Origin of the sequence: Acinetobacter sp. WY4 (assembly GCF_018438165.1) — a bacterium.
In the GTDB taxonomy this organism is placed as follows: Bacteria; Pseudomonadota; Gammaproteobacteria; order Pseudomonadales; family Moraxellaceae; genus Acinetobacter.
Genome location: NZ_CP053947.1, coordinates 931,953 through 946,538, shown reverse-complemented (window position 1 = coordinate 946,538; position 14,586 = coordinate 931,953). Strand labels below are relative to the sequence as shown.

Below are 14,586 nucleotides of genomic sequence, written 5' to 3'. Positions count from 1 at the left end.
ATAAAGGGGAATATCATGAAATTATCAGCACTTATTGCACTTGTAGCGACTGTTGTATTGACGGGCTGTGCATCGTCAGTAACTACATTTGACTCTCATGGCCGTATGATTGGTTCATGTAAAGCGCAAACGGGTTTCATCATTGCAGGTGGCGCAGGCTGTTCAGGTTCTGCAAACCAGGAAGGTCGCGATCGTTAATTATTTGGTGATTATTCCAATAAAAAACCGGACTTTTAAGTCCGGTTTTTTATTTTAGAAAATCTTATTTTTCAACGAATGCACGTTCAATCACGTAATCGCCTAAAACGCCCATTTTCGGAGATTCTTTCAGACCGTGTTGATCAAGAAGCGCAGCAACGTCATCTAGGAATGCAGGGCTACCGCATAACATGGCACGGTCAGTTTCCGGGTTGAAACGTGGCAGACCGATTTTTTCAAACAGTTCACCGGTTTCAATCGCGGTGGTTACACGACCTTGGTTTGGATATTCTTCACGGGTGACGGTTGGGTAATATACCAATTTTTCTTTCGCGCCGAGTTCAGAGAAGAATTCATGATTTGGCACTTCATTCAGGATCAAATCTTGATAAGCCAGTTCTGAAATGAAACGGGTACCGTGAACTACGATGATTTTTTCAAAACGCTCATAAGTTTCAGGATCGCGAATAGTCGACAGGAACGGTGCAAGACCAGTACCAGAAGAAAGAAGGTAAAGATTTTTACCTGGGTTCAAGTCATCAAGTACCAATGTACCTGTCGGCTTTTTAGAAACCAAAATGTCATCACCGACTTTGACTTTCTGTAAAATCGAAGTCAGTGGACCATCAGGCACTTTAATTGAGAAAAACTCTAACTCTTCTTCGTAGTTGGCGCTTGCAATTGAATATGCGCGCATTAACGGCTTGCCATTGACTTCAAGGCCGATCATTACAAACTGACCGTTTTTAAAACGCAAAGCAGTGTCACGAGTCGTTTTAAAAGAGAATAAAGTATCATTCCAGTGGTGGACGTGAGTAATCTTTTCGACGTTAAAAGCAGCCATTAAAGGTCTCAATAAATTATCAAATTAGAACAGCTTGCTATTCTAATCTAAATTCATTCTCGATAAACTGAATATATTTAATTGAGCTTATCAAAAAAAGTGATGATGACTGAACTGACGCTGCCGATTATTGGTTATATGCGTTCTCCCTATAAAGAAAAATTTGGTATTCCTCGTCAGCCGAATCTGGTTCAGGTCGAAAGCTATATTGAAATGGTCGGGCTCTATAATGACCTGCTCGCCTTTGAGGGAATTGAAGAATTCAGTCATTTGTGGCTGGTCTGGCAATTTCATGACAATAAAAACCAGCACAACAGCCAGTTTCGTCCACAAGTGCGTCCGCCGCGTTTGGGTGGTAACAAGAAAATAGGCGTGTTTGCTACGCGCAGCATGTATCGTCCATCACCGATTGGTTTATCTGTGGTCAAACTCAAAGAAGTGAGAAAAGTGGGCAAACATGTTCGAGTGTATGTGACAGGGAGTGACTTGCTCGATGGCACGCCAATTATGGATATCAAACCTTATATTCAATATTCGGATGCCATCATTGAAGCACAAAGCGGTTATGCACAGGATGAACCACCACGTAAAACCGTCATTTGGAGCGATGAAGCGGAGCAGCAAAAGCAACAATTACTAGGAAATGGAAAAATTTCTGTGCAGACTATTCAGGAACTGGAAGCTGTCTTATCTTTAGATCCAAGACCTGCATATCAGGAAGATGAAGAACGGGTATATGGGATGAAGTTTGCAAATGTTGATATCCATTTCAAAATTCATGCTCAGCAAGTGCTAATTGTTGCTATCCAGCATATTCCTTCCTAGATTATAGGTTCCACCACAAAACCCCAATCAACACCGCCATATGTAAAATCTGCACCGGTGCAAAATAAAGTACAAACTTCCAGCCACCGGTCAAAGCGGCATTGGCTGATTTGGCCAGGGCATGAGCACCCAGACCTAAAAGCAGGGCATAAATCAGACGCATATTGGAGGGATCACCTTGAACGACGACACTCGCCATCGCGGCATGAATCTCGAACAGAGAGGCGAGTAAGGTCCCGGCCAGTAAGCCGGCATCCCCGAGCCAGACCTCCAGTCCGTAAACTCCAGCCTGAATCAATGTTAATGTGACTGCAATAATCACAGCTTCTTTTAAGCTAAACATCTGGCTGTCTGATGATTCCATGCTCGGCGCAGGTTTTGCCTTGCGCAATAATAAAAACGCACAGGCTGCCAGAAGGATTACGGCAACTAAAGAGGGCAAAAGCAGGATTTTCAGCCAGCTCCATGATACCCCTCCAACCACAATCAATAGCAGTACGATGGTCGAGATACAGGACATCAGTGCGGCGCCGGCATTCGATCGTGCATCCATTTCACCTTTACGGACCTGTAAACCTAACTGAGCGATGGTGGCTGTACTGGAAACAAAACCGGAAGCAATAGAGGACAGCATCAGGGCATTTTTAGTCGAGAAAAAGCGTTTCGCAATATGCGCCAGAGCTTGTACCACTAAAATTAAGGTCAGTAATTTGAGAATAAGATAAGGGTTAAGCACTTCGCCCCAAAAAGGCCGGTCAGGGGTCAGCGGTAAACCAATCAAAATCAAGGCCAGTAATAACAGTCCATCCCTGAATTCGGCTTCTTTGATCCATTTTCCGGCAATATTGTGCATGGTATGTTTGGCCATCAAAATACCGGTTAAGAGCACAGAAAGACCGGCTGCCAGAGGAATATTCCACAAACACATGGCGCCAATAAAATAGGTCATCACAAATGCAAGCTCTGTGGTAATGCCCGGGTCATCTGGCTGATTTTTGATGGATAAAATGACCATGCCACCCACGATCAAAGCACCTATTACAGCAATCACGATTCCAAACAGGAAACACAGTGCGCCCAATAAAGCACAGATCGCAAAGGAACGTAAGCCGGCAAAACTCGGTTGCTGCTCACGTTGTTTATGCCGTTCCCGCTCCAGACCAATCAATAGGCCGCAGCCCAATGCCGAGGTGAGTATCGTGAGCAGTTCATGAAAAGAATGCGCATGCAGGGGAACCGCAGTCAAATCCATCTGTGACCTCAGCAAGCTAAGAGTTGATTATTTAAAAATATATGTGATGAGATCAGGTTTGCATAGATCAAAAATGTTGCAGTAGTGATCAAATCCATTCTTTACTTTCTTTTTGAGATTGAAATAGAAACGTACATTCGATAGGTCGGGAGCATGCGAAAAACTGCAAAAACTTGTTATAGTGGAGGCAAGTTTGGGGACTGATAATAATGAAATTTGACTTTGAAATTGATACGGCATGGTGTCTAGACCAACTCTTTAAAGACGGTAAAATCAGTGAACGCGACCGAATGCTGGTACAAACCACTCATCGGCAACGTGAACAATTAAAATGGCACCCTTTACAGTGGATTGCCAATTTTAATCTGGTCGATCAGTCCCATCCTCAAACAACGCTGACCCTGAACCGTTTATGTCAGTGGCTGGCAGAAAAAACCGGATTGATGTTCTATATCATTGATCCGCTCAAAGCTGATGTACAGGCATTGACCCATGTCATGTCGCAGGAATATTCACTGCGCAACCGTATTCTGGCGGTAGAAATTCAGGCAGACAAAGTTCTGATTGCTACAGATCAGCCTTATAAAACTGAATGGATGTCGAATCTCGAGCAGAATATTGCACCAAAAAAAATACAACGGGTATTACTGAATCCAGAACAATTACAACGTTATATTACTGAATATTATCAGGTCAGTCGTGCAGTCAGTGGTTCACAAAAATCTTCCGCCTATGACCGGGAAAATAAGGGCGTCGAAGCCTTGCTACAGCTGGGTGACTCACAGAATCCGGATGCCAATGACCAGCATATTGTCAAACTGGTAGACTGGGTGTTGCAATTTGCCTTTGAGCAGGGCGCCAGTGATATTCACATGGAACCGCGTAAAGATACGGGTAAGATTCGTTTCCGGATTGATGGCGTACTGCATACGATTTACAACATGCCCGCCAATACATTGACCGCCGTCATTTCCCGGATCAAGATTCTGGGCCGGATGAACGTCGCGGAAAAACGTAAACCACAGGATGGCCGCCTGAAAACCCGTACACCAAAAGGACAGGAAACCGAATTGCGTTTGTCGACCTTGCCAACGGCATTCGGTGAAAAACTGGTGATGCGTATTTTCGATCCGGAAGTGCTAGTGAGAAGCTTCCAGCAACTCGGTTTTGAAGGTCATCTGCTCAATGACTGGAACAATCTGACCAGTCACAGTCACGGCATTATTCTGGTGACCGGTCCGACTGGTTCCGGTAAAACTACTACGCTTTATTCAACCTTGAAACAGCTGGCGACTGAACAGGTCAACGTCTGTACCATTGAAGACCCGATCGAGATGCTGGAACCTAGCTTTAACCAGATGCAGGTCAATAATGGTATCGATCTTGGTTTTGCTGACGGCGTGCGTGCATTGATGCGTCAGGACCCGGACATTATCATGGTCGGGGAAATTCGTGATCAGGATACTGCCAATATGGCGATTCAGGCAGCATTGACTGGTCATCTGGTTCTCTCAACTTTACATACCAATGATGCGCCGTCGAGTCTGACCCGTCTGCATGATCTGGGCGTACAGCCATTTTTGACAGCAGCAACCATCTTGGGTGTTCTGGCTCAACGTCTGGTGCGTAAACTCTGCCCACATTGCAAGCAGGAAAGCTTCCTGAATGAACAGGAATGGCAGCATCTGGCAGCCGATTATCCTTTGCCGCGACCGGAATTTGTCTTTAAGGCGGTGGGCTGCGAAGAATGCCGGCATACCGGCTATAAAGGCCGTATTGGGATTTATGAGTTTATGCCACTGAGTTTGACCACTAAACAGCTGATTGGTGCCGATGCTAATCTGAACCAGCTGCGTCAGCAGGCGAAAAAAGAAGGGGTAGAGCCGCTCAGAATTGCCGGGGCGCGCAAGATTCTGGAAGGTGTCACTACGCTTGAAGAAGTCCTGAGAGTCGTACCCTTAAATTAATTTTGAAAATGAAGTAATCTTAAGGTTCAATTCATCTTCGGCTGTTTTAATAGCATCATCGAAACAAGGCAAGACTTTAAAGAGGTAATTGCGATGAAAATGATGATAAATACGGTTTTGGCAGCTGCATTGATGGGTTCTATCGCGACGGCTACGATAGCAAGCAGTGACACTGCTGTAAATCAGGCCGCTTTTGCTAAATCGACCACAGTCAAACAGGCACTGGCCATGAAAGATGACAGCAAGGTTCAGCTTAAAGGTTATGTTGTGAAAGCAGTCGGTGATGAAAAATACCAGTTCCGAGACAGTACAGGCACCATTACGGTTGAGATTGATGACGAACTTTGGCAAGGCAAACCGATTTCAGCCAAAACACCGGTAATCATCACAGGTGAAATCGACATTGATTATAAGCCGGCAAAACGTGTTGAAATTGAGGTTGATCAGGTTCGTTTCTAATATCGCCTGATTTGCTGAATTCAATCTGAACGCAGCAACAAAAAACCACATGCAAGTTACCAAAAAGCATGTGGTTTTTTTGAGTCTGGAACTTTTTCAAGGCAAGATAGAACAAGGAAACAAACGGAGCAGAATATGCGTATTCTTTTGGCAGAAGATGATCAGTCTCAGGCAGACAGTATCCAGACCTGGCTGGAAATGGACGGTTATGTGATTGATCGGGTCGAGCGTGGTGATCATGCCATTTTAGCGATTGAGCAACATCAATATGACTGCATTCTGCTGGATCGTGGCCTGCCGAATGCCACTGGAGATGACATTCTGAAAATTTTGCGCAGCCAACATCAAGATACGCCGGTGATTTTTATTACGGCCAAAGACAGTATTGATGACCGGGTTGAAGGTCTGGATTTAGGCGCGAATGATTATCTGGTCAAACCTTTTAGTCTGGAAGAACTTTCGGCCCGAGTTCGTGCCCAACTCAGACAGAAGCAGAAAATACCGAATCATATCCTGCACTGGCAGGATCTCAGTCTGGACACTCAAGCCAAAACCCTGACTAAAGAAGGTCAAGCTATGAATCTGACTGCGAAGGAATTTCAGATTTTATACAAGCTGATGCAGCAGCCTGAACATATTGTCACCCGTGAACAGCTGGAAGAATCGCTGTACGCCTGGGGCGATGAAATTGAAAGTAATGCCATTGAAGTATTTATCTATCAGCTGCGTAAAAAAATTGGCAGCCAGATGATCAAGACCATTCGTGGCTTGGGCTATCGTATGCATAAGGCTGAGGCTTAACCCCATGTCGGCTGCTATTTCCCTGCAAACCCGGCTGATCAAACATGCACTGTTTAGTTCCATCTTGGCTGGAGTATTGGCCTGGCTGCTGTTATTGGGAATTTCCAGTTATCAAGCCAGTCAGCTGCATGATGAATTAATGGAGCAGATTTCTGAGTTGCTGCTTGGCGATGTGACCCAGGCCAAAGACGCCCAGGTCGATGAACTCAGTGAACAGTTCGATATCCAGTATGCCTTGTTGCTGGGCCAGCAGGTACTGACTACTTCGATTGATGATGAATTAATTAATACCATTCCAAAAGCACAGAACAACGGCTTTCAGTTTGCTTATGAAAATGGTCATTTTATCCGGATACTGACTGCGGAAGATGACGACCTTCAGGTCAAAATCGTACAGCCACTTTCAGTACGTTTCGATGAACTCTGGCAAACTACTTTGGGCTTTGCCGGGATCTTATTCACTTTATGGCTAGTGCAATGGCTGATTCTAAGGGTCTCGGTCAAACGCCAGTTACGGCCATTAAACAAGATTTCGCGTGCCATTGGTTCCAAGACTGCTCAGGATCTGAGTCCTATTAAAACACCTGACCCTGAAATCACTGAACTGCAACCGATCATTCGTCAGCTGAATGCCATGCTCGGCCGGCTGGAGAAATCACTGGCTGCTGAACAGCGTTTTACTGCAGATGCTTCACATGAGCTGCGTTCGCCACTGTCTGCGATTCAAATGCGTCTACAGGTTTTAAAACGCAAATATCAAGATGATGCACAGCTCCCTCAGGCATTACAGTTGATCCAAAATGATGTCAACCGCGGTACGCAGGTGCTGGAAAATTTACTCTTGCTGGCACGACTCGATCCGGAGCGCACAGAGCAATTACCAACGCAAACGATTAATCTTAAAAATCTGGTTCAGGAGGCTTTGCAGGCATTGCAGCCTTTTGCAGAAGAAAAAGACATTCATTGGAATCTAAACCTTGAGGATGCTGTGATCGAAGCGAATCCAGAGCTGATTTTTAGTTGTATTCGCAATCTGGTCGACAATGCTATTCGTTATACGCCGCCGCAGGGACAGGTCGAGATCCGAACGGTTGTTGAGCAGCATCAGATACAACTATTGATTGAAAACTCAGGAGAGGGGATTACTGATGATGTGCTGGAACGTTTAGGTGAACGTTTTTATCGGGCTTTGGGTACGCGAACTCAGGGTTCAGGTCTAGGTCTGTCCATTTGCCAGAAAATTATGGCACTGCATGCAGCTAAAATTGACTATGCGCCGTCGGATCTGGGCGGACTTAAAGTGTTATTAAGTTTTAAGCTTGAATAGCAAATCTCATGATCAGAAGATTAAAAAGCAGTATGCGCTGATTCATACTGCTGCTTCCCACGTTTGTTATTATTAGAACTGATTTAATTATTTGGTCAGAATAAGACGGTTATTGCGGGTCAGACGCAAGCGGTATTCTTCGCCGGCATGCATGATCCGGATTTCACGACCCAGTGCAAAAAGATTGTTGGAGTGCAGCATTGGCAAGGCATGGTGAGTATCATTGTTACGGGTAAATAGGCTAAATGGGGCGTTCATTCCGTCGACTCCGTGGTGTGTTTTGGATTGATTTAAATGATAATCATTATCGAATAGATCTGTCAACGAAATATTGAGCAATTTATAAAAAACTCTAATTTGCTTACAATCTGTAAAACTTTACCGGTTCTGTACATCATGACTAAAGCTACAATTCATGTCGCAATTGCGCTTTTATTTTATCAAAATCAGGTTCTAGTCGGCTGGCGTGAGGCCAAGCAGCATCAGGGCAATAAATATGAATTTCCAGGCGGAAAAGTTGAACAGGGCGAATTACCAGTCGAAGCCTGCCGCCGCGAAGTGATTGAAGAGGTCGGGGTTGATATCGAACGCTGGCATGCTTCTGATTTTATTTCTCATGAATATGAAGATCTCATCGTCAATTTGCATATTTTTCATGCTTCAGTACAGCCTACTCAACTGGCTGAAATCAAACAGCCTTGGCGCTGGTACAGTCGGGAAGAACTTGGTCAGCTGAATTTCCCGAAAGCCAATCAGTCCATGATTCAAAAGCTGCAATGGCCGCAGCGCATCAAGATTGCTGAAGATCTGGATATCTTATCAAGTCTGGATACAGATCAAATGTTATATTGGTGTTTAGAAGCGACGCCTGAACGGATCATGCAATTACACCAATATCCGGTAGATCAGCTCTCCAGGTTAATCATTAATCAGCAGCTTTGGTCACAACTGAATGAATTGCAGCAGCAGACGATTTGCACGATTCATCTAAAACAGAATCAACTAATGAACTTGAAACAAGGTGAATTGAAATCTGGCTATCGTTATCTGGCAGCCTGTCATGACCTGAGTGCTTTAATGCATGCAGAACAGATCGGTTGTGAAGCAGCCTTGCTGAGTCCGGTACTGGCGACCGCAACGCATCCGGACACGCCTGCGCTAGGCTGGGAGCAATTCAAGCAAATGGCAGAGCAGGTACAGATTCCGGTTTTTGCTTTGGGCGGAATGAAAGCTGAAGAACTCGATTATGCAAAAAGCCAGCACGCTTATGGCATTGCCGGCATTCGCTATATTTAAACACTTTATTTATAAAATAAACTTTCTATTAGTAAGTCAGTTTCTATGGAAAATTATCTTAAAGCTTTTTGAGTGCCTGTTGGGCTTGCTGAATCGCTTTGGCATTTTTCCGCAACTGAGCAGATTTAAGGCGCACTTGCCAAAGCTGCTTTTTCATGGCATTAGATTGTGCATAACTCAGGCCACGTAAGGCAAAAGCATCGGCGCTTGCTGGCTGATTTTTACGGTTAGCAATCATACCCAAGTATAAATAGGTTTCCGGTGCCTGAGGGGCCAGTCGCTGTGCCTGAGTTGCAGACGCTTCAGCTTGAGCGAACTGCTGCTTGGTATAGGCCTGCTGGGTTTGCTGCATCAGACTCTTGAAAGCCGGCAGATTACGGCCATCATCAAACTTTTGGCTTTTCGGCTTCTGTTCAGGAATGACAATTTTCTGACGTTTGATGTCAGGACGGTCATAAGGCGTAATCACGACGCCGTCTGGCGTTTTTGCCTTAGGTTTTTCCGTCGCAGGCTTGGCAGGGCTAACTGGCTTTTCTGGCTCAGAGATACTTTGGCAGCCCACCAGACTGAGGATGAGCAAACCAGGGAGGATTTTTCTTAACATAAACATAGACTCAATTAATGGCTATAACTTCCACTGGCGATAATACGGGTTTCGCTCTCAAGATCGCGTTCTATTTCTGTTTCACTTTCTTGTATGTAGCGACTCATATCATCCTGTTCAGCATCAGATGGCGCAGGTTCTGAATCAATATCATAAGGTTCTGTCACATAATGCGAGATGCCGCAGGCAGTTGCCTGATTTGGCAGGGCATGACGCGAAATCGGGATATACATGGCGCCTTCACAGCCTTGTGCAGACAATAAACCCGTATAACGATCCAGCCAATGCCATTCGATTTCATTCGGCTGTGGCAGATTCACCGGTTTCTGGCGCAACTGTTTCATGACATTGGTCCAAACGGGCAGGGCACCCGATGAACCGGTCAAGCCAGTGACTTTGTTGTCATCCAGACCGAGCCAAACTACGGTCATATAATTACCTGAGTATCCGGCAAACCATGAGTCACGGCTGTCATTTGTGGTACCGGATTTACCAGCAAGATTCAAACTGCGTGGCAAGCTGTTATAGGCTGCACGACCTGTACCATTCGACATGACCTGTTGTAAGCCATAATTTAGGGCATAAGCGGAAGCCGGATCAATGGTCGGTTGCACACTCAGGCTATAACGATCTAGAGAGCGGCCGTTGGCATCCACCACAGAGCGGATGGCTTTTGTTGGGTATTTAAAGCCGCCTGTAGCGAAGTTGCCGTAAATGTTCATCATTTCCATCGGGGACATATCTACCGCACCCAAGTAAATCGATGGATAAGATGGAATATCTGAAGTTACACCAAATTTTTTCAGATGATTAATAAAGGTGGACAAGCCAAATTCTTGTGCTAAACGCACAGTGGACAGGTTATAAGATTGCGATAAGGCTTGTGACATTGGAATGACACCATGTCCGCGACCACTATAGTTTTTCGGTGTCCAGGTTTTGCCATCACTCTTGATGCTGATTTCACTGTCTTCAATCGGGCTCGCCCAGTGATAACGGTTCGATTCTAGTGCGCTCAGGTAAATCACAGGCTTTAATAGGGAACCGACTTGGCGCTTGGCATCGACTGCACGGTTAAAGCCGGTAAAATCTTGAGTCGAACCCACCGCAGCCACCAGCTCACCATTTTCCGGATGCGATACCAATACTGCACCCTGTAAATCTTTCAGGCGACCCGGATTGGATTTGCTTAAACGCGCCACCGTCTCTTTAAAGCTGTCCTGAATTCTGGTTTGGGCTAAAGGATCTAAAGTGGTGAAAATTCGCAGACCCTGATTGGTCAGATCGGTTTCCTGATAATCTGTGCGTAATTGACGACGTACGATATCCAGAAAATCCGGGAAGCGGGCAGGGCCTAACGTCGGTTTTGAAATGACATTTAACGGACGTGTGGTTTCTTTTTCATATTGTTCCTGAGTCAGATAGCCCATCACCAGCATATTATTCAGGACGATATCACGGCGTTTTTTCGCACTTTCAGGATTGCGCCATGGATTGTATAGACTCGGGCCTTGGACTAAACCCACCAAAAATGCTTGCTGGGAAATATTCAGTTCACGCAGTGGCAGGCCAAAATAAAACTGCGATGCCAGACCATAACCATTAATGGAGTAGTTACCATTCTGGCCGAGATTTACCTCATTCAGATAAGCTTCTAGAATTTCATTCTTGTCATAATGCAATTCAATCAGCATCGCCATAAAGGCTTCATTCACTTTACGTTTTAAGGTGCGCTCAGGGGTTAAATAGAAATTTTTGACCAGCTGCTGGGTCAAGGTTGAGCCACCCTGACGTTTACCACCGGTAATATTGCTGACTACGGCACGTGCAATACCACGCGGTGAAACCCCATGATGCTCATAGAACTTACGGTCTTCGGTCGCGATCAGCGCTTCGATCAAGGGCTTAGGCACTTTATTTAGCTTGATCAGCACACGGTCTTCGTTATGCTGCGGATAAATCCCGCCAATTAATAAAGGTTCTAAACGCGCAATCCCGCTTGAAGACGGTTTGGTTGCGCTGACTTCTGCAATCTGTTCACCGCTGAAACTGACTTTCAATATTTGTTCCGGTTCAACCCGGTCACCAAAATCAAAGCCGCGTGTATGCACATACAGGGTATTACCCGTGGTGACAAAGTTGCCTGATTTAGTATAACTATCCGAATTTTTATAACCGAGTAATTTTAATTCTTGTTGGAAATCCTGCAGGCTGACTGGGGCATTCACGTACACTTCCATCGGACGTGCGAAGACCTTGGCCGGAATATCCCAGCGCTGACCTTCAAACTTGTCGCGTACAATATTGTCTAATCTAATCAAATAGATACTAAATGCTACAAAGATAGAAATGACAATAATAGAAAAAATTAAGGCAAGAAACCCCATGCCACGTTCAGATTTCATAAATACTTATAAGATCCTGTGAAATTGTGCTAATCATGCGAAGCTTTTCATTATTTTGCAATATTTAATCAAGAAATGCGCTTAAAATTAAAATGAAACCCCACAATTTCTCCTTAATTCGAATATATTTCAAATAATTTCCTACCTATGAAGCACTGTTATAAATTGTCATCCAGGTATAGCTTAATGTTATGATAAGCAGGATTCGTAGCGGAGCGACGACACTGGTGCAAATTTCCCATAAGACCTTTCGAAATATCGGGTTAATAGGACGTCCTGATAAATCGTCGGTGGTTGAAACCTTATGCCTTATTCACGATCATCTTCTCAATTTAGGCCTACATCCAGTTTTTGATGCAGCGACAGCTGAACTTGTTCCCTATCAAAATACCCAAACCGTCAGTCGTGCCTTATTGGGTGAGGTGGTGGATCTGGTGATTGTCGTGGGCGGTGACGGTTCGCTGTTACATGCAGCACGCGCATTGGTCAAATACAATACCCCGGTGATCGGGGTTAACCGTGGTCGTCTGGGTTTTTTAACGGATATCAAACCGACCGAAGTGATCTTCAAGCTGGATCAGGTATTAAAAGGTGACTTTCAGACTGAGCGACGTTTTTTACTTGAAGTCGAAATTCGCTCCAAAGGTGAAGTGATTTACGATGCTATTGCCTTAAATGATGTGGTACTTCATTCAGGAAAATCGGTGCACATGATCGATTTTGAGCTGAATATTGATGGACAATATGTCTATCGTCAGCACAGTGACGGCCTGATAGTCTCTACACCTACCGGTTCTACGGCTTATGCGCTTTCTGGTGGCGGCCCGATTGTACATCCAAGCATGGATGCGATTGCCTTGGTGCCGATGCATCCGCATACCTTGTCTTCACGCCCGATTGTGGTCGGTGGACACAGTGAAATTAAATTACTGATTCGTGAAAATCGCGTACTGCCGATGGTCAGTGCGGATGGACAACACAGTGTGTCTTTGAATGTGGGCGATAGCGTCCATATTCGCAAGCATCCCTTTAAACTGAATCTTCTGCATCCACCCGGTTATGACTTTTATAATGCCTGTCGAACCAAACTGGGGTGGAATCAGGACTTTGATTATTTTAAGCAGGATTAAATCATGAATATTGAACAAATGCTTGCCGTACTCAATCCTGAGATTGTTGAACGTCTAAGAACAGCAGTCGAAATTGGAAAGTGGCCAAATGGTGTAGCCTTGACATCGGAACAGCGTCAGACCTGTATGCAGGCGGTGTATGCCTGGGAAATGAAAAACCTGCCTGAAAATGAGCGCAGCGGTTATATCGACCGTGGTACTAAAGAAGAAGGTGAGGAATGTGATGATGATCATCACAAGAATGAACCAGAATTCAAGCCGATTCGTTTTGTTTAAGGCTTAATTCCCAGCCAATAGCAATACAATTAAAAAAAGCATTGTTCATTCACTGAACAATGCTTTTTTCTTTTGCACAAGATTAAACCGTGTGGCGATTCGCCCATAAGATTTTGGCTTTTTGCATCGCAGCTTCAAAGCTGTCACACACGCCCATGGTATATAGCGCAATGCCCATAGTTTCTATCACTGCAATCTCGCCATAATCATGGCTTTGCTGACCGTCCCAGACAGCCTTAAATAGCGCCAGATCCAGTTCTTCTTCAATTGGACTGCGGTTGTCAGTGAGCTTTGGCAATTCATGCTCATAGAGCAGGCCATCTTTAATGCCACAGATGAGCGTTTTGGCATCCGGATTACGCTCGAATTCGCCCCCTTCACCTTTAATCACGGCACTATTTTTATAGCCCAAGCGGAAAGCTGTTTGCTGATGCGAACCACGATATGCTGGATGGAAAATGGCTTGCAGGGTCGCTTTGGCATTAAAGGGATTGATCAGACGCGCCAGGGTATGAATTGGGGAGCGTAAGCCCATGACATTACGCAGCGCAATCAAGTCTGCAAGAATCGGAGAAATTACTTCTAACGGTATGTAAGCAAAATGCTGTTGGAGAAGTTGCTGTTCAACCTCGGCATCATTTTGACAGATTGGATAGCCTAAGTAAGTCAGCACCTGTTCGGTGTAAACGCGGTTCATGGTATGGCCCGAGGCACCATGCATCACAATATTATAACCATGCTTGGCCAGTGTCAGGGCTGCCAGAATAAACCATGGATAATGCTTGCGCTTGCCCGCATATGAAGACCAGTCCAGATCGACATCCAGTTTTTTGAAACTCAGCTGGTCACGTGTCGCCTGTACAAAACCGGCCAACTCATCTACAGATTCTTCCTTGACCCGCAATAACATCAAGAATGCACCTAACTGCACATCCAGCACTTCATTTTTCAAAATCATACTGAAGGCTTGATAGGCTTCATCATAGCAGAGAGAGCGGGCGCCATTTTTCCCTTTACCCACAATGCGTACATATTGGGCAAAGGGATGTTCGAAATCTTTATAAATATTTCTTTTGGTATTCATAACTTTTTACAGCTTGCAGAAAATATTAATGTCAAGGGAGAGGGTGAAAATCCATAAACATTTCAGTATACGTAAAACAATCAGTTAAATCTGATTATCGACTAATGTCTAATCTATT

General features: G+C 44.8%; 15 protein-coding genes. 9 read left to right on the top strand and 6 right to left on the bottom strand.

Annotated elements, in window-relative coordinates; translation table 11 throughout:
* Window positions 1-15: 15 nt before the first annotated feature.
* Window positions 16-198 (top strand): hypothetical protein, encoded by a 183-nt coding sequence (locus G4D73_RS04410; RefSeq protein ID WP_004279008.1) that lies wholly within the window; start codon window positions 16-18, stop codon window positions 196-198.
* Between the two features lie 64 nt (window positions 199-262).
* Here the strand turns inward: G4D73_RS04410 and G4D73_RS04405 are convergent, their stop codons facing one another.
* Window positions 263-1,042, bottom strand: coding sequence for a ferredoxin--NADP reductase (locus tag G4D73_RS04405; RefSeq protein ID WP_004279005.1), 780 nt, complete (start codon window positions 1,040-1,042; stop codon window positions 263-265).
* Window positions 1,043-1,147: 105 nt separating this feature from the next.
* On the opposite strand from G4D73_RS04405, the gene tsaA reads away from it, so the two are divergent.
* Entirely contained in the window at window positions 1,148-1,867 is a 720-nt protein-coding gene (gene tsaA, locus G4D73_RS04400) for a tRNA (N6-threonylcarbamoyladenosine(37)-N6)-methyltransferase TrmO (protein ID WP_213687723.1), read from the top strand.
* A gap of 1 nt (window position 1,868) precedes the next feature.
* Here the strand turns inward: tsaA and G4D73_RS04395 are convergent, their stop codons facing one another.
* Window positions 1,869-3,119 (bottom strand): MgtC/SapB family protein, encoded by a 1,251-nt coding sequence (locus tag G4D73_RS04395; RefSeq protein ID WP_213687477.1) that lies wholly within the window; start codon window positions 3,117-3,119, stop codon window positions 1,869-1,871.
* 209 nt (window positions 3,120-3,328) lie between these two features.
* Between G4D73_RS04395 and G4D73_RS04390 the strand changes: the two genes are divergently transcribed.
* The 4 genes from G4D73_RS04390 to G4D73_RS04375 all read left to right on the top strand — a co-directional run bounded on the left by G4D73_RS04390 (window position 3,329) and on the right by G4D73_RS04375 (window position 7,673).
* Entirely contained in the window at window positions 3,329-5,086 is a 1,758-nt protein-coding gene (locus G4D73_RS04390) for a GspE/PulE family protein (protein ID WP_213687476.1), read from the top strand.
* Window positions 5,087-5,179: 93 nt separating this feature from the next.
* Entirely contained in the window at window positions 5,180-5,545 is a 366-nt protein-coding gene (locus tag G4D73_RS04385) for a NirD/YgiW/YdeI family stress tolerance protein (RefSeq protein WP_004645581.1), read from the top strand.
* Between the two features lie 135 nt (window positions 5,546-5,680).
* Window positions 5,681-6,346 carry a response regulator transcription factor gene (locus G4D73_RS04380; protein WP_213687475.1) on the top strand — a complete coding sequence of 222 codons (666 nt, stop codon included), beginning with the start codon at window positions 5,681-5,683 and terminating at the stop codon, window positions 6,344-6,346.
* Between the two features lie 4 nt (window positions 6,347-6,350).
* Window positions 6,351-7,673 (top strand): sensor histidine kinase, encoded by a 1,323-nt coding sequence (locus tag G4D73_RS04375; RefSeq protein ID WP_213687474.1) that lies wholly within the window; start codon window positions 6,351-6,353, stop codon window positions 7,671-7,673.
* 87 nt (window positions 7,674-7,760) lie between these two features.
* Here G4D73_RS04375 and hemP read toward each other — a convergent pair whose 3' ends face one another.
* The gene (gene hemP, locus G4D73_RS04370) at window positions 7,761-7,931 is read right to left on the bottom strand and encodes a hemin uptake protein HemP (RefSeq protein ID WP_004645578.1); all 171 of its coding nucleotides are present in this window, start codon (window positions 7,929-7,931) and stop codon (window positions 7,761-7,763) included.
* 138 nt (window positions 7,932-8,069) lie between these two features.
* On the opposite strand from hemP, the gene G4D73_RS04365 reads away from it, so the two are divergent.
* On the top strand, window positions 8,070-8,969 hold the full coding sequence (locus tag G4D73_RS04365; protein WP_213687473.1) for an NUDIX domain-containing protein: 900 nt from the start codon (window positions 8,070-8,072) through the stop codon (window positions 8,967-8,969).
* A gap of 58 nt (window positions 8,970-9,027) precedes the next feature.
* Here G4D73_RS04365 and G4D73_RS04360 read toward each other — a convergent pair whose 3' ends face one another.
* Entirely contained in the window at window positions 9,028-9,573 is a 546-nt protein-coding gene (locus G4D73_RS04360) for a tetratricopeptide repeat protein (protein WP_213687472.1), read from the bottom strand.
* A gap of 14 nt (window positions 9,574-9,587) precedes the next feature.
* Complete coding sequence (mrcB, locus tag G4D73_RS04355; RefSeq protein ID WP_213687471.1) at window positions 9,588-11,978, bottom strand: penicillin-binding protein 1B; 2,391 nt, start codon at window positions 11,976-11,978, stop codon at window positions 9,588-9,590.
* A gap of 191 nt (window positions 11,979-12,169) precedes the next feature.
* Here mrcB and G4D73_RS04350 point away from each other — a divergent pair, with 191 nt between their 5' ends.
* Window positions 12,170-13,108, top strand: coding sequence for an NAD(+) kinase (locus G4D73_RS04350; RefSeq protein ID WP_004645573.1), 939 nt, complete (start codon window positions 12,170-12,172; stop codon window positions 13,106-13,108).
* 3 nt (window positions 13,109-13,111) lie between these two features.
* Window positions 13,112-13,384 carry a YeaC family protein gene (locus G4D73_RS04345; RefSeq protein WP_213687470.1) on the top strand — a complete coding sequence of 91 codons (273 nt, stop codon included), beginning with the start codon at window positions 13,112-13,114 and terminating at the stop codon, window positions 13,382-13,384.
* Window positions 13,385-13,466: 82 nt separating this feature from the next.
* Here G4D73_RS04345 and G4D73_RS04340 read toward each other — a convergent pair whose 3' ends face one another.
* Entirely contained in the window at window positions 13,467-14,468 is a 1,002-nt protein-coding gene (locus G4D73_RS04340) for a glycosyl transferase family protein (protein WP_213687469.1), read from the bottom strand.
* Window positions 14,469-14,586: the final 118 nt, after the last annotated feature.